Origin of the sequence: Curvibacter sp. PAE-UM (genome assembly GCF_001432305.1) — a bacterium.
In the GTDB taxonomy this organism is placed as follows: Bacteria; Pseudomonadota; Gammaproteobacteria; order Burkholderiales; family Burkholderiaceae_C; genus Hylemonella.
Map to the genome: position 1 here is coordinate 187,465 of NZ_KQ483358.1, position 20,314 is coordinate 207,778.

Consider the following 20,314-nt stretch of genomic DNA (forward strand, 5'->3'; position numbering starts at 1 on the left):
AAACCGACATGAAAGCCGTGCTGCGCTGGTTCGTCCTGCTGCTCGTCGCCCTGCTGGCGCTGCAGCTCTTTTTCGTCGCACGCATCGCACTGATGGCGGTGACCGCCCCGCAGTCCACCACCTTCGAGCGCTCCGAAGCCTGGCGCATCCTGGGTGAGAATGGCAGCCTGCGCTGGCGCCAGCAGTGGGTGGACTACACGCAGATTTCCGACCATCTCAAACGCGCCGTGATCGCCTCGGAAGACGACAGCTTTGCCTGGCACGAAGGCGTGGACTGGGATGCCATGGAAAAAGCCTGGCAGAAGAACGCAGCGGCCGAGGAGCAGGTCACGAAGCTGGCGGCCAACGGCGCGCGCACCTTGCGTCCCCCCAAGATCGTCGGTGGCTCCACCATCACCCAGCAGCTGGCCAAGAACCTGTTGCTCTCGGGCGAACGCACCCTGCTGCGCAAGGGACAGGAGTTCGCCCTGGCCTACATGCTGGAGAAGCTGCTGAGCAAGCAGCGCATCCTGGAGCTCTACCTGAACCACGTCGAGTGGGGCGAAGGCGTCTTCGGCGCCGAGGCCGCGGCCCAGCACTACTACCGCAAGCCGGCAGCGCGCCTGAACGCCGGCGAAGCCGCGCGCCTGGCCGTCATGCTGCCGCGCCCGCGCCATTACGAGAAGCTGCCCCAGTCACCCTACCTGGCCGATCGCGCCAGCGTCATCGCCGGCCGCCTGTGGCGGGCCGAGCTGCCCTGATGCGCATCATCGGCATCGACCCCGGCCTGCGCACCACCGGCTTCGGCGTGATCGATGTCGCCGGCCACCAGCTGAGCTACGTGGCCAGCGGCACCATCAGCACCACGCACCTGGCCCAGGGTGAACTGCCGGCGCGCCTGAAGGTGCTGTTCGACGGCATCCGCGAGGTGGTGGCGCGCTACCAGCCGCAGTCGGCCGCGGTGGAGATCGTCTTCGTCAACGTCAACCCGCAGTCCACCCTGCTGCTGGGCCAGGCGCGCGGCGCCTGTGTCACGGCGCTCGTCACCGCGGACCTGCCGGTGGCCGAGTACACCGCACTGCAGATGAAACAGGCCGTGGTGGGCCACGGCCGCGCGCAGAAGGCCCAGGTCCAGGAAATGGTGAAACGTCTGCTCAAGCTGCCCGGCCTGCCGGGCCCCGACGCGGCCGACGCGCTGGGCATCGCCATCACCCAGGCCCATGCCGGCGCCTCGCAGGCCCAGATCGCCAAAGCCACCGTGCTCACACGCGGCACCAGCGGCATGTACCGGGCCGGGCGCAGCCGCTGATCAGCGCGGCGGGTTCCCGAAAAACGCCCACATGAGCTCGTTTGCGCTCACGGCCTGCGTGGGCGCTTCGCCGCGACGCTTGTGACCGCCGGGCCAGCTGTGCCCGCCTGCGTCCGTCACGCACAGTTGCACCTGGGTACCCTCCGCACAAGGTGCGTAGCGCTCGCACCAGGCCCCGTCTTTTTCCAGCACGCGCTGGGGAGTGCGCGGGCAGCGGTTGCGCTCCACCCAGCGCACCAACGTCTCGGGCACCGAGCGGTAATCGGTCACCTGGGCCCGGTCCACCGAATCCGGCCCGGCGCCGCCCTCGTAGAGCACGTGCGTGTCGTTGCGCGCATGGATGTGCAGCACCGAGACCGGCTGGGCCGGTGTGCAGCTGAGCGTGTTGTCGGTGCCGGCTACCGCTGCAATGCCGCGGATCAGCCCGGGTATCTCGCAGGCCAGGCGATAGGCCATCATGGCGCCATTGGACATGCCGGTGGCGTAGACGCGCTGGCGATCGATGTTGAGCTGGTGCATGACGCGTTCGAGCACGAGCCGGATGAAACCGACATCGTCCACGTTCTCGTCGCGCGCCGCGCCACAGCAGGCACCGGCATTCCAGGTCGCGAGCATGCCGCTGCGAAAACGGCTGATGCCATTGGGAAAGACCAGCACCTGGCCAGCCCGCGCGGCATGGCTGAGCTGGCCGTAGTTCTCGTCCCTGGCCATGTAGTCCATGCTGCCGCCCCCGCCGTGCAACGAGAGCAGCAGGGGCGCCGGGGTGTCGCTGCGATAGCCGGGCGGCACGTGCACACGGTACAGGCGCGTGCGCCCGCCATGCTCCAGGCTGTAGCGATAGTCGCCGGGCGCGGTGATCGGCGCGGGCTGCGCCTGCGCCTCACTAGCCTGCACCTGCCTGCGTTCCCGCAGGCGCTCGCGCAAGGTCCCGTCCTGGGCTGCAGCACTCGCAGACAGCAACAGCGCCACCGTCAGCAAAGCGATCGGCCCGGCCTTCAGAAATACGGGTTTCATGGCAATCCTTCACGGCTGAGCGCACCACCGGCTTGTCACAAACCGTTACGCACGCTAAATTGCAGTCATCGCCTAGCGTACCGCACCCAGGATGGCCGCATGCTGAAGTTCTTCAAGTCCGCCCCCAAGCCGGCCCCGGCCAAACCGGCCCGGCCAGCGCCGTCGGCCCAGGCCCGTCCCGCCACACCGGCGGCGGCACGCACGGGCATGCCGCCCACACCGCCGCCCCTGCCCGAGGTGAGCGAAGGCAACCAGGAATCCGACTGGGCGATGTGGGAGGACTCGGTCGCCTTTCAGGACAGCCAGATGCCTTCTGCCTTCAACGAACTCGATGCCGTCAAGACGCGCGACGAGGAGGAGCCCAAGAAGAGCGGTGCACCCGATCCGTTTTCCACGGTGCGGCGCCGTGGCACCTAGGCAATGCGCTGCAGGATGAGGACGGCGAAGAAGCCGAAGGCGGCGATGAGCGTCCACTTCAGCGTGACCAGGCCCCAGCGCTTGTAGCGCACCTGGCCGGTACCGGCGTAGAAGGCGAAGCAGACGGCTGCGCCGATCAGCGTCAGGAGGATGAGCCAGCGGAACAGCAGCATCGCGTGATCCGACGCTTACCAGGCGCGCACCGGCTGCGCGAAGCCCTTGGGCGCCAGCTTCTCGTTGTCGAAGGTCACGGTTTCCCAGGCGTCGGTGCGCTGCAGCAGTTCACGCAGCAGCTTGTTGTTCATCGCGTGACCGGAGCGGAAGGCGCTGTAGCTGGCCAGCAGCGGCTTGCCGAGAATGTAGAGGTCGCCCATGGCGTCCAGGATCTTGTGCTTGACGAACTCGTCGTCGTAGCGCAGGCCGCCTGCATTGAGCACCTTGTAGTCGTCCATCACGATGGCGTTGTCCAGCCCGCCGCCCAGGGCCAGGCCGTTGGCACGCATCATCTCCACGTCCTTGGTGAAACCGAAGGTGCGCGCGCGCGCGATGTCACGCGAGTAGTTGTGCACGCTCATGTCGAACTCGACGCGCTGGCCGGTGGAGTCCACCGCCGGGTGGTCGAAGTCGATCTCGAAGCTGAGCTTGTAGCCGTGGTAGGGGTCCAGCCGCGCCCACTTCTGACCGGCGCCCACGCCCTCGCGCACCTCGATGGGTTTGGTGATGCGGATGAAACGGCGCGGCGCGTTCTGCAATTCGATGCCGGCACTCTGCAGCAGGAACACGAAAGAGGCCGCCGAGCCGTCGAGGATGGGCACTTCTTCCGCCGTGATGTCCACGTAGAGGTTGTCGATGCCCAGGCCGGCACAGGCCGACATCAGGTGCTCCACGGTGTGCACCTTGGCGTCGCCATTGGAGAGGGTGGAGGCCAGGCGCGTATCGGTCACCGCCATGGCCGACATCGGGATGTCCACCGGCTGCGGCAGATCCACCCGCCGGAACACGATGCCGGTGTCGGGCTGCGCCGGGCGCAGCGTGATTTCCACGCGCTGGCCGCTGTGCAGGCCCACCCCCACGGCACGGGTCAGGGACTTGAGGGTACGTTGCTGCAGCATGGGGTCGATTCTACTTTCTCAGCCATTCCATGAAGGCGGATGCGGGCATCGGACGGCTGATGTGATAACCCTGCACTTCGTCGCAGCCCAGGGCGCGCAGGCGCTCCAGGATGGCGGCGGTCTCCACCCCCTCGGCCACCACACTCAGGCCCAGGTTGTGGGCCAGGTCGATGGTGGAGCGCACGATGATGGCGTCGTCCGCGTCGGTCTCCATGCCCATGACGAAGGACTTGTCGATCTTGAGCTCGTCCACCGGCAGGCGCTTGAGGTAGGCCAGGGAGGAATAGCCGGTGCCAAAGTCGTCGATGGACAATTTGAAGCCCTGCTCGGACAGGCGGTTGAGCATGGCCTCGGCGCGCTGCGGGTCGTCCATGATGGCGCTCTCGGTGATCTCCAGGCAGAAGGCCGAGGCCGGCACACCGTGCGCCTCCAGCAGGCGGCCCAGGCGGGCGCTGAGTTCGAGGTCCAGCAGGTCGCGCGTGGACAGGTTGACCGAGACGCGCAAGCCCGCGGCGGCCGGCGTGGCCAGCAGGCGCGCGGTTTCCTCGAACATCCACAGCGTGAGCTGGCGGATGTAGCCGGTCTGCTCGGCGAAGGGAATGAACTGCATGGGCGGCACCAGGCCGCGCTGCGGGTGCTCCCAGCGCACCAGGGCCTCGGCCGCGTGGGTCACGCCATCGGCCAGGTTCACCTTGGGCTGCAGGAACAGGCGCAGCTCGCCCTGGTCCACGGCGCGGCGCAATTCGGTCAGCAGCGACAGGGTCTGCGTACTGGCCGAGTCATAGGCCGGGTCGTAACGCAAGGGCCCTTCGAGCTTGCGCTTGGCCACGTACATGGCGATCTCGGAGCGGCTCAGCAGCGTGTCCACGTCCTGCGCATCGGCCGGCCAGCAGGCAATGCCGATGCCCGCGCTCAGGTCCACGGTCTGCTCGGCAATGGCCAGCGGCACCTCCAGGCAACGTGCCACCCGGGCCGCCAGCTCGGTCGCCTGTGCCGGGTTGCCCGGCTCCAGCAGCAGGGCAAACTCATTGCCACCCAGCCGCGCCACCACACCCGACGCTTCACCCAGCACATCGGCCAGCTTGCCGGCCACGGTCTTGAGAAGCTGGTCGCCGAAGGCGTAGCCCAGCACGTCGTTGACGTGCTTGAAACGGTCCAGGTCCAGGGTGATGATGGCCAGCTCGCCGCCGACCCCGCTGCGGGCGATGGACTGCTGCACCGAGTCGCGGAAGTTCTCCCGGTTGGGCAGGCCGGTCAACCGGTCCCAGTAGGCCAGGTGGCGGATCTCGGCCTGCTGCGCCGCGATGTCCACGCGCATGCGGTCGAAGGATCGCGCCAGGTTGCCGATCTCGTCGTGCCGTTCGACGTCTTCCAGCGGCACGCTGTAGTCGCCACGCGAAAGCCGTTGCGTGGCAAACAGCAGGGAGCGCAGGGGCGTGGTCAGGCGCCGCGCCATCAGGCCGCTGCCCAGAGCGAAGAGCAGCACGCCACCCACCGTGATGATGGCCAGCAGGAGCTGCAGATTGCGGTAAGGCGCCACCACGTCGTCCATGGAACGCAGCAGCAGCACGCGGGTCTCGCCGCCGACGGCGTCGAGCCGGATCTCGCGCACCAGCAGGGTCGAGCCGCCGGCCTCCAGTTCACGGATCTCGCCCTTCATGCCCTGCAGCATCTGCAGTGCCTGCACAGGCAGGGTGCTGACCGGCGCCGCCAGGCTGCCATCGGCCCGCCGCACCTGCAGCACCAGTTGCACGCCGAGCAGGCGCTGCATTTCCTCGGCCAGCGGCGCCCCCACCGGAAAACCCATCAGCACCCAGCCCACCACCAGCGGCGCGCGCATGGGAACCATGACCAGCTGGTAGGGTTGGCCATCCACCAACACGATGCGTCCACCCTGCGAGGGCTCGGCCAGGGCCGGCGCCAGGCTGGCCAGTGTGGCGGACAGGTCGGCGCCGGGGGTTTGCGCGCTGATGGCGCGCACGCGCAGGCTGGTGTCCAGCAGGGCCGTCATGGCCGCGCCGATGCGCTGGCCGTTGTTCTCCAGCGCCGAGGCGATGGTCTCCAGATCATCGGAGCTGACGGCGGAGCGGAAGCCGTAATCAGCCGCCAGCAGGGCAGCACTCTGGCGCAGCTTCTCGGCGTTCTGGTCGAGCAGGCGCAGCCACACCTTCTCGCCGGTATCGAATTCGCGCGCGATCTGCATGCGGGCGTTGCGCGCAATGCTGTCGCGCACCACGAAGAAGCCGGCCAGCTGCACGAAGAGCAGCAGCAGCAGCGAGAGACCGACCAGCCGGGTGATCAGGCTGCGCCGGTTGAACGAGAACGTCATGGCAACACACCCGGCATGCGCACGGTCACGGCCAGCCGGCCTTCGGCCGGCACGCTCACGGCCTGGTCCAGCGCCGCCGCCCCCACGGGCAGGCCGGGATGCCAGCTGCGCAGGCGGTAGTTGCCCGGCGGCAGCTTGTCGAGCACGACCTGCCCCTGTGCTGCCGTGCGGCCGAAATAAGGCGTGTCCACGATCACGATCCAGCCCACCATCTGGTCATGGATGTTGCAGCCCAGCACCGCGATGCCGGGCTGGTCGAACAGCACCGGTTTGGTCGGGGTGCCGATGTAGAGCTTGAGTTCGAACTTCTTGACCGGCGAGAAGGAATAGACATGGTGCCGCACCGTGTCGCGGTTGGGGAAGTCGACCTCGGTGCCGGTGGTCACCACCAGCACTTGCGGCACGAACTGCTTGCCGGCCTGCCCCATCTCGGCCTTCATGAGCGGGCGCACCTGGCGGCGCGCCTGCGGCGACTCCAGGAACACCACCGCGTCGGCCAGGGGCAGGCCGCTGCCCTGCAGCACGTCGACCACCAGAGTACCGGCACGCAGCGGCAGGGCCAACAGGCAGAGGACGATCAGGCCCAGCAGACGCATCACCGTGGCCTCAGGGCTCGATCGCCAAACCAGCCAGGGGCTCGCCCTGGCCGATCAGACCCAGCTCCGTGGCACGCCCGCTGGCCAGGTCCAGCCGGTACAGGCGGGTCTGCGTCTGGCCTACGGGTCGGGCCGCCAGCAGGGCCGTGTTGGCGATGTCCGAAATATCGAAGTGCGCCTCGGCCAGCGGGCCGGTGCCCAGCAGGCCCACGGTGCGCAACTGGCCCGTGTTGGGCGAGACCACCGGCTCGGCGCCTTCGGCCGAGCCCTGCATGAGCAGCGCGCCCAAGGCGCGGTCGATGGCGTAGTTGGTGGTGATCTTCTCGTTCTTCTGGTTGTAGGTGTAGGCCACGCCGGCCAGGTCCGGCGTGCGGCCGGCATGGCGATCACCGGCCACGTAATGCAAGGCACCATCGAGCTGCAGGCCCGATTCGGTCGGGTTGCCGTCGACCACGGCATTCGTTTCGGGGTGCAGGCGCAGGCTCTGCGCGCTGCTGCTGACCACGCGGATGCGGTCGACCGTGGGGTTGAAATCGAAGCCGCTCACGCCCCCCTGGACCGGCCAGGGCGCGGGTGCGCTGGTTGCCACCGGCACCAGCCGGGCTTGCGCGGTGTCCACCGTGTAGAGCCGGCCACTGTCGGCCAGCGCATAGAGCACGCCGCGCGCCACGCGGTAATCGATGCCGCGCACGCTGTCACCCGGGGCCAGGCCGCTGAGCGCACGACGATCGAGCACCAGCTGCGGCCGGTCGGCCTTGAAACGGATCAGTTCGTGCTGACGTGTCACGGCATACACCGTGTCCTGGGGCAAGGAGGCCGTGGGCAGGGCACAGGCCGTGAGCAACAGGGCCAGGCCCGAGACCAGCGCGAGGAAGGGGCGTTGCGTTTTCATGGTGCACTCCTGGGTATCGATGGCGCCGCCGCCCGGCGCCGGGCCGGGCATCGGACAGCGCAGGCCGGCCCATCCTAGACCAAGTCGCGCCCCGCTGCAGGCAGCGGGGCGCATGTCACCTCACTCAGTCGGCCTGCTTGCGCAAAAAGGCCGGGATCTCGAAATCGTCCATGCCGCCCGAGGACAGCGCGTCCACCTTGGCTGCGGCCTGGGTGCGGTCACGGGTGCGCCAGACGCTGGGCGTGGCCATGGCGTTGTAGTCGGGCTGGGCCACGCCCGGCATCTGCGCGGCCGTGCCCGGCAGTGCGCCCGGGGCCACCGCGTGGTTCAGCGTGGGCACCTGGAAGGGCACGTTGTCGGTACCGGTGCGCAGCGTGGTGGTCAGCACCTGCAGCGGGGGTGCCGTGCGGCGCACGCCCTGGCGCGACAGGCCGGTGGCCACCACGGTGACGCGGATCTGGTCGGCCAGGCTGTCGTCGTAGGCGGTGCCGTAGATCACGTGCGCATCGGGCGAGGCGTAGGCGCGGATGGTGTTCATCGCCAGCTTGGACTCGGACAGCTTGAGGCTGCCCTTGGCCGCGGTGATCAGCACCAGCACGCCCTTGGCGCCCGAGAGGTCGATGCCTTCGAGCAGCGGGCAGGCCACGGCCTGCTCGGCCGCGATGCGTGCGCGGTCCGGGCCGTTGGCCGCGGCGGTGCCCATCATGGCCTTGCCGGGTTCGCCCATCACGGTGCGCACGTCCTCGAAGTCCACGTTCACGTGGCCGGGCACGTTGATGATTTCGGCAATCCCGCCCACGGCGTTCTTCAGCACGTCGTTGGCGTGCGCGAAGGCCTCGTCCTGGGTGATGTCGTCGCCCAGCACTTCCTGCAGCTTCTCGTTGAGCACCACGATCAGCGAGTCGACATTGGCTTCCAGTTCGGTCAGGCCGGCGTCGGCATTGGTCATGCGGCGACCGCCTTCCCAGTCGAAGGGCTTGGTCACCACGCCCACGGTCAGGATGCCCATCTGCTTGGCCACGCGCGCGATCACGGGGGCCGCGCCGGTGCCGGTGCCGCCGCCCATGCCGGCGGTGATGAAGAGCATGTGCGCGCCGGCGATGGCGTTCTGGATGTCTTCCACGGCCAGCTCGGCCGCGTCGCGCCCCTTCTCGGGCTTGCTGCCCGCACCCAGGCCGCTGCCGCCGAGCTGGATGACCTTGTGCGCGCTGCTGCGGCTCAGGGCCTGCGCGTCGGTGTTGGCGCAGATGAACTCCACGCCCTGCACCTCGCGCTCGATCATGTGCTCGACGGCGTTGCCGCCACCCCCGCCCACGCCGATGACCTTGATCTGGGTGCCCAGGTTGAAGGCTGCGTCTTCGATCATTTCGATGCTCATGCTGTTCTCCTTAAATACGGTTGCCTTGTGTCGTTTGTGGTCGTCTTGCCGGCTCGATGCCGCGGCACCGGTGGTCCGGTGCACCGCCGTCTGTGATGGGGGCTGCCGCGTGCCAGCCAGAGCTTGGTGTGCATGATCAGAAGTTCCCGATGAACCAGTCCTTGACGCGGCCCACGGCGTTTTTCATGGAGCCATGTTTCTGCGCCACCTTGTAACCACGCAGGCGCGCCATGCGCGCCTCCTCCAGCAGGCCCATGACAGTGGCCGCGCGCGGCTGGCCCACCATGTCCGACAGGGCACCGCTGTACTTGGGCAAGCCGCGGCGCACCGGCTTGAGGAAGATGTCCTCGCCCAGCTCCACCATGCCGGGCATGACCGAACTGCCACCCGTGAGCACGATGCCAGAGGACAGGACTTCCTCGCAGCCCGAATCGCGCAGCACCTGCTGCACCAATGAGAAGATTTCCTCGATGCGCGGCTCGATCACGCCGGCCAGGGCCTGGCGGCTGAGCATGCGCGGGCCGCGGTCGCCCAGGCCCGGCACCTCGACCTGGATGTCCGGGTCGGCCAGCAGCTGCTTGGCAAAACCGCTCTCGACCTTGATGTCCTCGGCGTCCTTGGTCGGCGTGCGCAAGGCCATGGCGATGTCGCTGGTGATCAGGTCGCCGGCGATCGGAATCACCGAGGTGTAGCGGATCGCACCGCCCGTGAACACCGCCACGTCGGTGGTGCCGGCGCCGATGTCCACGCAGGCCACGCCCAGCTCCCGCTCGTCCTCGGTCAGCACCGACAGGCTGGAGGCCAGGGGGTTGAGCATGAGCTGCTCGACCTCCAGGCCGCAGCGACGCACGCACTTGATGATGTTCTCGGCCGCGCTCTGTGCACCGGTCACGATGTGGACCCGGGCTTCCAGACGGATGCCGCTCATGCCGATGGGTTCGCGCACGTCCTGGCCGTCGATGATGAATTCCTGCGGCTCGACCAGCAGCAGGCGCTGGTCGGAAGAGATGTTGATGGCCTTGGCTGTCTCCACCACACGCGCCACGTCTGCCGCGTTGACCTCGCGGTCCTTCACGGCCACCATGCCGCTGGAGTTGATGCCGCGGATGTGGCTGCCGGTGATGCCGGTGTAGACACGCGTGATCTTGCAGTCGGCCATCAGCTCGGCCTCTTTCAGGGCCTGCTGGATGCTGTGCACGGTGGCGTCGATGTTCACCACCACACCGCGTTTCAAGCCGTTGCTGGGCGCCACACCCAGGCCCGCCAGCTTGAGCTCCCCGCCGGGCAGCACCTCGGCCACCACCACCATCACCTTGGCGGTGCCGATGTCGAGGCCGACAACCAGATCCTTGTACTCTTTTGCCATGTCGATGGTCCTGCTTTTTTCCTAGTTTTTCCTGGCCTGGTCCTGCGCCGTCACCGTGCTCACGCCGCGCAGGCGCAGGGCATACCCCTGGGCATAACGCAGGTCGGCGCCTTCCAGCGCGTCGAGCTTGCGGCCGTGATGTGCCGCCACCTGCGCCACCGTGCCGAGGAACTGCCGGGCCCGCGCCGTCACCTCCGGCACACCGCCGCTGCCCAGTTCGAGACGGGCCCCGCTGGCCAGCTCCAGCTGCCAGTTGCCGCGGCCGCTCAGGGTCAGTTGCTCAACGGGCAGGTCCAGCGCCTCGAACAGGGGCAGGAGCTCGCGGTACATGACCAGCACCTGGGCCGACTGTTCCACCGGGCCGTCCAGACGCGGCAGTTCGTCCTGCTCGATCTCGCCCAGATTGGCCTCGAAGACTTCGCCATGGCTGTTGACCAGGGTGGACTCGCCCTCCTCGCCCCAATAGGCCACGGCCTGGTGCTCCTGCAGGATCACGCGCAGGCGGTTCGGGAATTCGCGCTGCACCACGGCCCGGCGCACCCAGGGCACGGACTCGAAGGCCAGACGCACGGCGTTCAGGTCCACCGTCAGGAACGTGCCCTTGAGTTGCGAGCCCACATGCGCGCGCAGGGTCAACGCGCTGGTGTGGCTGATGTCGCCCAGCACCGTCAGGCCGCGGATCGCGAACACCGGGTGCTGCATCAGCCAGCGCCCACCCGTGCCCAGCGCCAGCAGCATGAAACCCAGCAACAGCAGATGGGCTGTCAGGTTCATGAGCTTGACGTCGAGGGGGACGGGCAGGCTGGGGTTCATGCGTGCACGCCTCCGTGCTCGAGTGCGGCTGTCTGCAGCAGCAACACACAAAGTTCTTCGTAACTGATGCCGGCGGCCTTGGCCGACATGGGCACCAGGGAGTGCCCGGTCATGCCGGGCGAGGTGTTGATCTCCAGCAGCCAGGGCTTGCGCGTGCGGGCGTCGATCATCACGTCGGCACGGGCCCAGCCGCGGCAGCCCAGCACCTGGTAGGCGCGCAGCACGATCTGCTGGATCTGCTCTTCCTCACCCGTGGGCAGACCGCAAGGCACCAGGTACTTCGTGTCGTCGGTGAAGTACTTGTTCTGGTAATCGTAGTTGCCGTCGGGTGCGACGATGCGGATCACCGGCAACGCGCGCGCCTGGGGTCCGCTGCCCAGCACGGGCACCGTGACCTCCTCGCCGCTGATGAACTGCTCGCACAGCACCTGCTCGTCGACCTGCGCTGCCCTGGCATAGGCGGCATCGCACTCGTCGGCCGTCATCACCTTGGTCAGACCGATGGATGAGCCCTCGCGCGCGGGCTTGATGATCATGGGCGCACCGAGCGCCGAGAAGGCGGCACGCGCGGCCTCGGCGCTGGCCACCTTGCGCCACTGCGGTGTGGGCAGCCCCTCGGCCAGCCAGATGCGCTTGGTCATGACCTTGTCGATGGCGATGGCAGACGCCATCACGCCCGAACCGGTGTAGGGGATGCCCAGCAGTTCCAGCGCGCCCTGCACGGTGCCGTCCTCGCCGAAACGACCGTGCAGCGCGATGAAACAGCGCGCAAAACCCTCGCGCTTGAGCTCACCAAGATCCCGCACGGCGGGATCGAAGGCGTGGGCATCCACCCCGCGCGATTGCAGTGCTTTGAGCACACCTCCCCCCGACATCAGCGAGATGTCGCGCTCGGCGGAAGACCCGCCCATCAGAACGGCTACCTTGCCCAGATTCATTTGTTCCTTGCTCACTTTTTGCCACTTCCCGTCAACTCGACCACCTTGGCCGGTACCCCACCGATGGAACCCGCCCCCATGCACATCACCACGTCGCCCGCCCGCGCGTTGTCCAGGATGGCCTGCGGCATGGCCGCGATCTCGTCCACGAACACCGGCTCCAGCTTGCCGGCCACACGCAGCGCGCGCGCCAGGCTGCGGCCGTCGGCGGCCACGATGGGCGCCTCGCCCGCGGCATAGACCTCGGCCAGCAGCACGGCGTCGGCCTCGCCGATCACCTTGACAAAATCCTCGAAGCAGTCGCGTGTGCGCGTGTAGCGGTGCGGCTGGAAGGACAGCACCAGGCGCCGCCCGGGGAAGGCGCCGCGCGCCGCGGCCAGCGTGGCCGCCATCTCCACCGGGTGGTGGCCGTAGTCGTCGATCAGCGTGAAGCTGCCGCCGTCCTTGGCTGGCACCTCGCCGTAGCGCTGGAAACGCCGGCCCACGCCCTTGAACTCGGCCAGGGCCTTGAGCAGCGCTGCGTCGGCGACATCCAGCTCCGCCGCCACCGCGATCGCCGACAGGGCGTTGAGCACGTTGTGGCGGCCCGGCAGGTTGAGCACCACGTCCAGGTCGGGCAACACCACGCCGTTGCGCCGTTGCACGGTGAAATGCATCTGCCCGGCGACGGCACGGACGTTCACCGCGCGCACCTGGGCCTGCTCGTTGAAGCCGTAGCTGGTGATGGGGCAGTTCACCTCGGGCACGATCTCGCGCACCGCGGCGTCATCGGTGCACAGGATGGCCGTGCCGTAGAAGGGCATGCGATGCAGGAAGTCGACGAAGGCCTGCTTGAGCCGGCCGAAGTCGTGCCCGTAGGTTTCCATGTGGTCGGCGTCGATATTGGTCACGACGGCCATCACCGGCAGCAGGTTGAGAAAGGAGGCATCCGACTCGTCGGCCTCGACCACGATGTGCTCGCCGCTGCCCAGCCGCGCATTGGCGTTGGCGCTGTTGAGGCGCCCGCCGATCACGAAGGTCGGGTCCAGCCCGGCCTCGGCCAGCACGCTGGCCACCAGGCTGGTGGTGGTGGTCTTGCCGTGGGTACCGGCGATGGCGATGCCCTGCTTCAGGCGCATCAGCTCGGCCAGCATGACGGCACGCGGCACGATGGGAATGCGCTTTTCGCGCGCCGCCAGCACCTCGGGGTTGTCGGCCTTGACGGCGGTCGACGTGACCACGGCATCGGCCCCCTCGATGTGACCCGGTGCGTGACCGACGCAGGTCTTGATCCCCAGCGAGGCCAGGCGCCTGAGCGTGGCGCTGTCGCTGAGGTCCGAACCCGAGATGGTGTAACCCAGGTTGTGCAGCACCTCGGCGATGCCGGACATGCCCGAGCCGCCCAGGCCCACAAAGTGGATGTGTTTGATCGCGTGTTTCATCGTGCCAGTTCCTCGCAGGCAGCCACCACCTGTGCGGTGGCTTCGGTCTTGGCCAGCTTCTGCGCCTGCTGCGCCCATTGCAGCAGGGTGTTGCGGTTGGTGTTCTGCAGCAGCTCGGCCAGTCGCTCCGCTGTCATGTCTTGCTGGGGCAGCAGCAGGCCCGCACCCTGGTCCACCAGGAAACGGGCGTTGGTGGTCTGGTGGTCGTCCACCGCCGCCGGGAAGGGCACAAAAACTGCGGCGGCACCCACCGCGGCGATCTCGGTCACGGTGCTGGCGCCGGCGCGGCAGACGATGAGATCGGCCTCGGCAAAAGCACGGGCCGTGTCATCGATGAAGGGTGTCAGTTCGGCCCGCACGCCTGCGGCGCTGTAGTTGGCGCGCAGGGCGTCGATCTGCGTCGCACCGCTCTGGTGGATGACCTGCGGGCGCTGCGCCTCAGAGATCAAGGCCAGAGCGCGCGGCACGACTTCGTTCAAGGCCTTCGCGCCCAGGCTGCCGCCGACCACCAGCAGGCGCAAAGGCCCGCTGCGGCCGGCAAAACGCTGCGCCGGCGCTCCCTGCTGCAGGAAGGCGGCGCGCAGGGGGTTGCCGACCCACTGGCCCTTGCCCATCACGTTCGGGAAAGCGGTGAAGACGCGGTCGGCCACGCCAGCCAGTACCTTGTTGGCCAGGCCCGCCACGGAGTTCTGCTCGTGCAGCACCAGGGGCTTGCCCAGCAGGACCCCCATCATCCCCGCCGGGAAGGTGATGTAACCGCCCAGCCCGATCACCACGTCCGGCTTGACACGGCGGACCACAACGATGCTCTGCCAGAAGGCCTTGAGCAGGCGCAGCGGCAGCAGGGCCAGCGTGAGCGGCCCCTTGCCGCGCACCCCGCCGAAATCGATGCTCTCGAAGGCAAAACCGCGCGGCGGCACGAGCTTGCCTTCCATGTTTCCGGCATTGCCCAGCCAGTGCACGCGCCAGCCCTTCTCACGCAGGGCCTCGGCCACGGCCAGGCCCGGGAAGATATGGCCCCCGGTCCCGCCTGCCATCACGAGCGCGCACTTGCTCATGAGCGCCCCCCGTGCATGAGTTGTCTATTCTCGTAATCGATTCTCAACACGATGGCCACCGCCACCATGTTCATCAGAATGGCCGAACCGCCGTAGCTCATGAAGGGCAGGGTCAGGCCCTTGGTCGGCAGGGCGCCGAGGTTCACGCCCATGTTGATGAAGGCCTGGAAACCCATCCACACACCCACGCCCTGGGCCACGAGGCCGGCGAAGACGCGGTCCAGCGCAATGGCCTGGCGGCCGATGTGCATGACACGACGGGTCAGCCAGAAGAACAGCGCGACGATGGTCAGCACGCCCAGCAGGCCGAACTCTTCGCCGATCACGGCCAGCAGGAAATCGGTGTGCGCCTCGGGCAGCCAGTGCAGTTTCTCGACGCTGCCGCCCAGGCCCACGCCGAAGATCTGGCCGCGCCCGAAGGCGATCAGCGAATGCGAGAGCTGGTAACCCTTGCCCAGGGTGTGGCGCTCGTCCCAGGGGTTGAGGTAGGCAAAGATGCGCTCGCGCCGCCATTCGCTCAGCGCGATCATCAGCACGAAGGCCACCAGCAGGATGGCGGCAATCAGGAAGAACATGCGGGCATTCACCCCGCCCAGGAACAGGATGCCCATGGCGATCACGGCGATCACCATGAAGGCGCCCATGTCGGGCTCGGCCAGCAGCAGCAGGCCGATGATGGCCACGGCCGCCCCCATGGGCGCCACGGCACGGAAGAAATGCTCCTTCACATCCATCTTGCGCACCATGTAGTCGGCCGCATACAGCAGCACCGCCAGCTTGGCCAGTTCGGAAGGCTGGAAGTTGGTGATGCCCAGGGCGATCCAGCGCCGCGCGCCATTGACACCCTTGCCGATGCCGGGGATCAGCACCGCCACCAGCAGGACCAGCGCGGCCACCAGCAGCCAGGGCGCCAGCTTCTCCCACCTGGCCATGGGAATCTGGAAGGCGATCAGCGCCGCCACAAAGGCCACCACCAGCGACAGCAGGTGGCGCGTCAGGAAATGCGTGTGGGCATAACGCCCGAACTTGGGGTTGTCGGGCAAGGCGATGGAGGCCGAGTACACCATCACCAATCCCCAGGCCAGCAGGGCGACCACCACCCAGACCAGGGCATGGTCGAAGTCGGACAGGCGCACCGGCTGGTTGCTGCTGCGCCCGTAGCCCTGCGGCCCCAGGCGCACGGGCAGCGCATCGGTCACCGGCGCGCCGCCGAACCAACCACGGATGCGTTGCGCCAATACCGTCATGCCAGCCCCCCCTCGTTCGACAGGGCGTGCACCGCCTCGACGAAGACGCGGGCACGGTGCTCGTAATCCTTGAACATGTCGAAGCTGGCGCAGGCCGGCGACAGGAGCACGGCATCCCCCGCCTGCGCCTGCGCGCGGGCCAGGGCCACGGCCTCGGGCAAGGTGCCAGCGTCCAGCAGCGGCACACCCGCGCCCTGCACCGCCGCACGGATGGCGGGCGCATCGCGCCCGATCAGCACAACCGCCCGGGCATAACGCTGCACGGGCCCGAAGAGCGGTGCAAAGTCCTGCCCCTTGCCGTCGCCGCCCAGGATGACAACGATGCGCCGCTCGGTCCCCAGGCCGGTCAGGGCCGCCACGGTGGCCCCCACATTGGTGCCCTTGCTGTCGTCGAAGTACTCGACCTCATTGACGATGGCCACCGGCTCCACCCGGTGCGGCTCGCCGCGGTATTCGCGCAAGCCGTAAAGCATGGGGCCCAGCGCGCAACCGGCCGCCTGGGCCAGGGCCAGCGCCGCCAGCGCGTTGGTGGCGTTGTGGCGACCACGGATGCGCAGCGCGTCGGCCGGCATCAGGCGCTGGATGAACAGCTCCACCTCTTCGCCGCGTTTGCGTTTCTGCGTTTCGTCGGCCTCCACGGCCCGCACCAGCCAGGCCATGCCGTTGACCAGCTCGATACCGTAATCGCCCGGGCGTTGCGGCATCTCGGCGCCGAAGCTCAGGTACTCGCGCCACTGCGGCTTTTGCAGCTTGGCGCGCACCGGCTCGGGCATCAGGGCCATCACCGCCGGATCATCACGGTTGAGCACCAGCAGGCCCTGTTCGCCAAAGATGCGCGCCTTGGCGGCCCCGTAGGCTTCCATGCTGCCGTGCCAGTCCAGATGGTCCTGCGTCAGGTTCAGCACCGCGGCCGCCGTGGGCTCGAAGCCCTGGACGCCGTCGAGCTGGAAGCTGGACAGCTCCAGCACCCAGACCTCGGGCAAGGTGCCCGCATCGATATGCAGCGCCAGCGTGTCCAGCAGGCTGGGGCCGATATTGCCCGCCACCGCCACGGTCTTGTCCGCATGCGCCACCAGCTGGCCGGTGAGCGCAGTAGTGGTGGTCTTGCCGTTCGTGCCGGTGATCGCCAGGACCTTGGGGGCATACGCCCGCTCGGTCTGCAGATCGCGCAGGCCCCGTGCAAACAGATCCAGTTCACCGCCCACCCACAGGCCCATGGCCTGCGCCGCCTGCCAGACCGGCGCCACCATGGCCGGCGACAGGCCCGGGCTCTTGAAGACGGCACGGATGTCCTGCCCCTCGACCAGACCCGCCTCGAAAGCACCCGCACGGAAAACCACCTGCGGCAACTCGGCCTGCAGCTGCGCCAGCTGGGGCGGCGCTGAACGGGTATCGGCCACCGTCACGCGTGCGCCTTGGCGCACGCACCAGCGGACCATGGCCAGGCCCGAGGCGCCCAGGCCCAGCACGAGCACGTGCTGGCCTTGCAGAGGCGACACCACGGACTCGGGCGCAGGCTCGCTGGCGGGCGCCTCCTCCTGGAGGACGACACCGCTGCTTTCATCCGGCGCGACCGGCGCCGACGACTCGGGCGTGCCCGCATCGGTGAACAGTTGGGCGACAAAGGCCGCCGCGTCACGCGCGGCCGTCAGGGTCTCAGGCAGGGGGCGCTTGGCCGGCTTGCCGGTCGCGGGCACGGGGAGTTGGGGTTCGGCATCGACAGCAGGCGGCGGCGCGTCCTGTGCGCCCTCGGCAGCGGGCGCGTCGCTCGCGCCCTGCGTCGGCACATACGCCGCCGGCACAGACACCGAAGCCGCCTCGTCCTGAGGCGGCACCGGCTGGGGCAGATCGTCAGGGTGTTCGTTCTCGTTCATCGCAGTTTCAAGGTCGACAGTCCCACCAGGCACAGCAGCATGGTGATGATCCAGAAGCGCACGACCACCTGGGTCTCCTTCCAGCCGCTCTTCTCGAAGTGGTGGTGCAGCGGCGCCATCTTGAAGAGGCGCCGGCCCTCGCCGTATTTCTTCTTCGTGTACTTGAACCAGCTCACCTGCAGCATCACGGAGATGGCCTCGGCGACGAAGATGCCGCCCATGATGGCCAGCACGATTTCCTGGCGCACGATGACGGCGATGGTGCCCAGGGCGCCACCCAGCGCCAGCGCACCGACATCCCCCATGAAGACCTGGGCCGGGTGCGCGTTGAACCACAGGAAGGCCAGGCCCGCACCGGCCATGGCGGCACAGAAGATCAGCAGCTCGCCCGAGCCGGGAATGTGCGGGAAGAACAGGTACTTGGAATAGACGGCGCTGCCGGTCACGTAGGCGAAGACGCCCAGGGCCGAGCCCACCATGACGACCGGCATGATGGCCAGCCCGTCCAGGCCGTCGGTCAGGTTCACCGCATTGCTGGCCCCCACGATGACCAGATAGGTCAGCACCACGAAGCCGATCACGCCCAGCGGGTAGCTGACCTGTTTGAAGAAAGGAAGCAGCAGGCCGGCTTTCGCCGGCAGATCGACCGAGAACCCCGAACGAACCCAGGTGACGAATAACTCCCAAACGCCCTGGTTGCTGCTGCCGGAAATCGAGAAGACGAGATAGAAGGCGGCGATCAGGCCGATCACCGACTGCCAGAAATATTTTTCGCGCGAACGCATGCCCTCGGGGTCCTTGTTGACCACCTTGCGCCAGTCGTCGACCCAGCCGATGGCGCCGAAGCCCAGCGTGACCAGCAGCACGATCCAGACGAAGCGGTTGGACAGGTCGAACCACAACAGGGTCGAGATGCCGATGGCCAGCAGGATGAGCACGCCGCCCATGGTGGGCGTGCCGCTCTTGGACAGGTGCGTCTCCATGCCGTAGCCGCGCACCGGCTGGCCGATCTTGAGTTCGGCCAGGCGGCGGATCACGTAAGGCCCGGCCAGCAGGCCGATCAGCAGCGCGGTCAGTGCAGCCATGACGGCGCGGAAGGTCAGGTACTGGAAGACCCGGAAGTAGCCGAATTCGGGCGAGATGGTCTGGAGCCACTGGGCCAGGCTAAGCAGCATGATGTTCTTCCTTGTTCTGTTCGGCGTGCGCGCTCACCGCCTGCACCACGCGCTCCATGCGCATGAAACGCGAGCCCTTGACCAGCACGCTGGCCAGACCGGGCAGGGCCTGCAGCACGGCGGCATTCAGGGCCTCGACGTCGTCGAAATGACGCCCGCCCTTGAAATGCGCCACGCTCTGCGCCGTCTGCTCGCCCAGCGCGTAGAGCTGCTCGATGCCGCGTTCGCGCGCATAGGCGCCGACTTCGGCGTGGAAACGCGGGCCTTCGCTGCCCACCTCCCCCATGTCGCCCAGCACCAACAGACGCGGGCCGGGCAGGCCGGCCAGCACGTCGATGGCGGCGCGCATCGAATCCGGGTTGGCGTTGTAGCTGTCGTCCACCAGGGTCAGCGTGCGGCCACCGAGTGGCAGGGCCAGGGCACGCGAGCGGCCCTTGACCGGCTCGAAAGCTTCCAGCCCGAGCGCGATGTGCGACGGCGGCACACCGGCGGCCAGTGCGCAAGCGGCAGCGGCCAGGGAGTTCTTGACGTTGTGCAGGCCGGCCACGCGCAGCGTGTAGTTCAACCCGCCCGCCGGGGTGCGCGCCTGAACCTGCCAGCCCTCGCCGGTCCAGACCGGTGGGCTGCAGCTCAGGTCGGACGCGGCCGCGTCCCCGCTGATGGCGAAGGTCAGCTGGGCCCGCCCACCCGCGAGCTCGTGCCACACGCCACTGTAGGCATCATCGGCCGGGTACACGGCGGTACCGCTGCCGCCCAGCGCCGTGATCACGGCGCCGTTCTCGCGCGCCACGGCTTCGATGCTGGCCATGAACTCCAGGTGCTCGCGCTGCGCGTTGTTGACCAGCGCCACCGTGGGCTGGGCCATGGCCGCCAGCACCGCGATCTCGCCCGGGTGGTTCATGCCGAGTTCGACCACCGCCAGCTGGTGCGTGGCGCGCAGACGCAGCAGGGTCAGCGGCACGCCGATCTCGTTGTTGAGATTGCCTTCGGTGGCCAGCGTAGCCTGCGGTTTCCAGGCACGCAGGATGGCCGCAATCATCTGCGTCACCGTGGTCTTGCCGTTGCTGCCGGTCACGGCGATCAGCGGCAGCTTGAACTGCGCGCGCCAGCCTGTGGCCAATTGCCCCAGCGCCCGCTTGCTGTCAGGCACCACCAGGCCACTCAGGCCGCTGGCGCGCAGTGCCGCCTCGTCGCTGCACAGCGCGGCCACCGCGCCGGCATGCTGCGCCTGGGCCAGGAAAGTGTTGCCGTCGAAGCGCTCGCCCTGCAGCGCCACGAACAGATCGCCGTGCTGCAGGGTGCGGGTGTCGCTGTGCACACGCTGCACACCGACCAGGCCGTCGCCCACCAGGCGCGCACCGGCCAGCCAGGGCAGGGCCTGCTGCAGGTTAAACAT

19 protein-coding genes are annotated in these 20,314 nt (G+C 68.2%); 3 read left to right on the forward strand and 16 right to left on the reverse strand.

The features are described from left to right. Positions 1 to 8: 8 nt before the first annotated feature. Together mtgA and ruvC are read left to right on the forward strand one after the other, a co-directional pair. On the forward strand, positions 9 to 740 hold the full coding sequence (gene mtgA / locus AO057_RS00930) for a monofunctional biosynthetic peptidoglycan transglycosylase (RefSeq protein WP_057673859.1): 732 nt from the start codon (positions 9 to 11) through the stop codon (positions 738 to 740). Beyond that, positions 740 to 1,288 carry a crossover junction endodeoxyribonuclease RuvC gene (gene ruvC, locus AO057_RS00935; protein ID WP_057673860.1) on the forward strand — a complete coding sequence of 183 codons (549 nt, stop codon included), beginning with the start codon at positions 740 to 742 and terminating at the stop codon, positions 1,286 to 1,288. The genes mtgA and ruvC overlap by 1 nt, the downstream gene beginning before the upstream one ends. Here the strand turns inward: ruvC and AO057_RS00940 are convergent, their stop codons facing one another. Beyond that, positions 1,289 to 2,302 carry an extracellular catalytic domain type 1 short-chain-length polyhydroxyalkanoate depolymerase gene (locus tag AO057_RS00940; RefSeq protein ID WP_057673861.1) on the reverse strand — a complete coding sequence of 338 codons (1,014 nt, stop codon included), beginning with the start codon at positions 2,300 to 2,302 and terminating at the stop codon, positions 1,289 to 1,291. 99 nt (positions 2,303 to 2,401) lie between these two features. Between AO057_RS00940 and AO057_RS00945 the strand changes: the two genes are divergently transcribed. Further along, a complete protein-coding gene (locus tag AO057_RS00945; RefSeq protein WP_057673862.1) occupies positions 2,402 to 2,719 on the forward strand; it encodes a hypothetical protein in 318 nt (105 codons plus the stop codon). On the opposite strand, the gene AO057_RS17985 is transcribed toward AO057_RS00945, so the two are convergent. The 15 genes from AO057_RS17985 to murF all read right to left on the reverse strand — a co-directional run bounded on the left by AO057_RS17985 (position 2,716) and on the right by murF (position 20,314). Continuing rightward, positions 2,716 to 2,892 carry a hypothetical protein gene (locus AO057_RS17985; protein WP_168163343.1) on the reverse strand — a complete coding sequence of 59 codons (177 nt, stop codon included), beginning with the start codon at positions 2,890 to 2,892 and terminating at the stop codon, positions 2,716 to 2,718. The genes AO057_RS00945 and AO057_RS17985 overlap by 4 nt on opposite strands. 15 nt (positions 2,893 to 2,907) lie before the next feature. Further along, positions 2,908 to 3,831 carry a UDP-3-O-acyl-N-acetylglucosamine deacetylase gene (lpxC, locus tag AO057_RS00950; RefSeq protein ID WP_057673863.1) on the reverse strand — a complete coding sequence of 308 codons (924 nt, stop codon included), beginning with the start codon at positions 3,829 to 3,831 and terminating at the stop codon, positions 2,908 to 2,910. A 10-nt stretch (positions 3,832 to 3,841) separates the two neighbouring features. After that, positions 3,842 to 6,160, reverse strand: a complete 2,319-nt coding sequence (locus tag AO057_RS00955) for a putative bifunctional diguanylate cyclase/phosphodiesterase (protein ID WP_057673864.1) — start codon at positions 6,158 to 6,160, stop codon at positions 3,842 to 3,844. Beyond that, entirely contained in the window at positions 6,157 to 6,756 is a 600-nt protein-coding gene (locus AO057_RS00960) for a methylamine utilization protein (protein WP_057673865.1), read from the reverse strand. The genes AO057_RS00955 and AO057_RS00960 overlap by 4 nt, the downstream gene beginning before the upstream one ends. A 10-nt stretch (positions 6,757 to 6,766) precedes the next feature. Continuing rightward, on the reverse strand, positions 6,767 to 7,648 hold the full coding sequence (locus AO057_RS00965; RefSeq protein ID WP_057677122.1) for a DUF4394 domain-containing protein: 882 nt from the start codon (positions 7,646 to 7,648) through the stop codon (positions 6,767 to 6,769). A gap of 124 nt (positions 7,649 to 7,772) precedes the next feature. Next, the gene (ftsZ, locus tag AO057_RS00970; protein ID WP_057673866.1) at positions 7,773 to 9,026 is read right to left on the reverse strand and encodes a cell division protein FtsZ; all 1,254 of its coding nucleotides are present in this window, start codon (positions 9,024 to 9,026) and stop codon (positions 7,773 to 7,775) included. A gap of 136 nt (positions 9,027 to 9,162) precedes the next feature. After that, positions 9,163 to 10,392 carry a cell division protein FtsA gene (ftsA, locus tag AO057_RS00975; RefSeq protein WP_057673867.1) on the reverse strand — a complete coding sequence of 410 codons (1,230 nt, stop codon included), beginning with the start codon at positions 10,390 to 10,392 and terminating at the stop codon, positions 9,163 to 9,165. Positions 10,393 to 10,413: 21 nt separating this feature from the next. Beyond that, on the reverse strand, positions 10,414 to 11,205 hold the full coding sequence (locus AO057_RS00980; RefSeq protein ID WP_057673868.1) for a cell division protein FtsQ/DivIB: 792 nt from the start codon (positions 11,203 to 11,205) through the stop codon (positions 10,414 to 10,416). Continuing rightward, the gene (locus AO057_RS00985; protein ID WP_057673869.1) at positions 11,202 to 12,143 is read right to left on the reverse strand and encodes a D-alanine--D-alanine ligase; all 942 of its coding nucleotides are present in this window, start codon (positions 12,141 to 12,143) and stop codon (positions 11,202 to 11,204) included. The genes AO057_RS00980 and AO057_RS00985 overlap by 4 nt, the downstream gene beginning before the upstream one ends. An 11-nt stretch (positions 12,144 to 12,154) precedes the next feature. After that, positions 12,155 to 13,564 (reverse strand): UDP-N-acetylmuramate--L-alanine ligase, encoded by a 1,410-nt coding sequence (murC, locus tag AO057_RS00990; RefSeq protein ID WP_057673870.1) that lies wholly within the window; start codon positions 13,562 to 13,564, stop codon positions 12,155 to 12,157. Further along, positions 13,561 to 14,622, reverse strand: coding sequence for an undecaprenyldiphospho-muramoylpentapeptide beta-N-acetylglucosaminyltransferase (murG, locus tag AO057_RS00995; RefSeq protein WP_057673871.1), 1,062 nt, complete (start codon positions 14,620 to 14,622; stop codon positions 13,561 to 13,563). The genes murC and murG overlap by 4 nt, the downstream gene beginning before the upstream one ends. Then, complete coding sequence (gene ftsW, locus AO057_RS01000) at positions 14,619 to 15,869, reverse strand: putative lipid II flippase FtsW (protein ID WP_057673872.1); 1,251 nt, start codon at positions 15,867 to 15,869, stop codon at positions 14,619 to 14,621. Before ftsW ends, murG begins: the two co-directional genes overlap by 4 nt. Further along, positions 15,866 to 17,743 (reverse strand): UDP-N-acetylmuramoyl-L-alanine--D-glutamate ligase, encoded by a 1,878-nt coding sequence (gene murD / locus AO057_RS01005; RefSeq protein ID WP_082605359.1) that lies wholly within the window; start codon positions 17,741 to 17,743, stop codon positions 15,866 to 15,868. Before murD ends, ftsW begins: the two co-directional genes overlap by 4 nt. After that, on the reverse strand, positions 17,740 to 18,918 hold the full coding sequence (mraY, locus tag AO057_RS01010; protein WP_057673873.1) for a phospho-N-acetylmuramoyl-pentapeptide-transferase: 1,179 nt from the start codon (positions 18,916 to 18,918) through the stop codon (positions 17,740 to 17,742). The genes murD and mraY overlap by 4 nt, the downstream gene beginning before the upstream one ends. Further along, positions 18,908 to 20,314 (reverse strand): UDP-N-acetylmuramoyl-tripeptide--D-alanyl-D-alanine ligase, encoded by a 1,407-nt coding sequence (gene murF / locus AO057_RS01015; protein WP_205630054.1) that lies wholly within the window; start codon positions 20,312 to 20,314, stop codon positions 18,908 to 18,910. The genes mraY and murF overlap by 11 nt, the downstream gene beginning before the upstream one ends.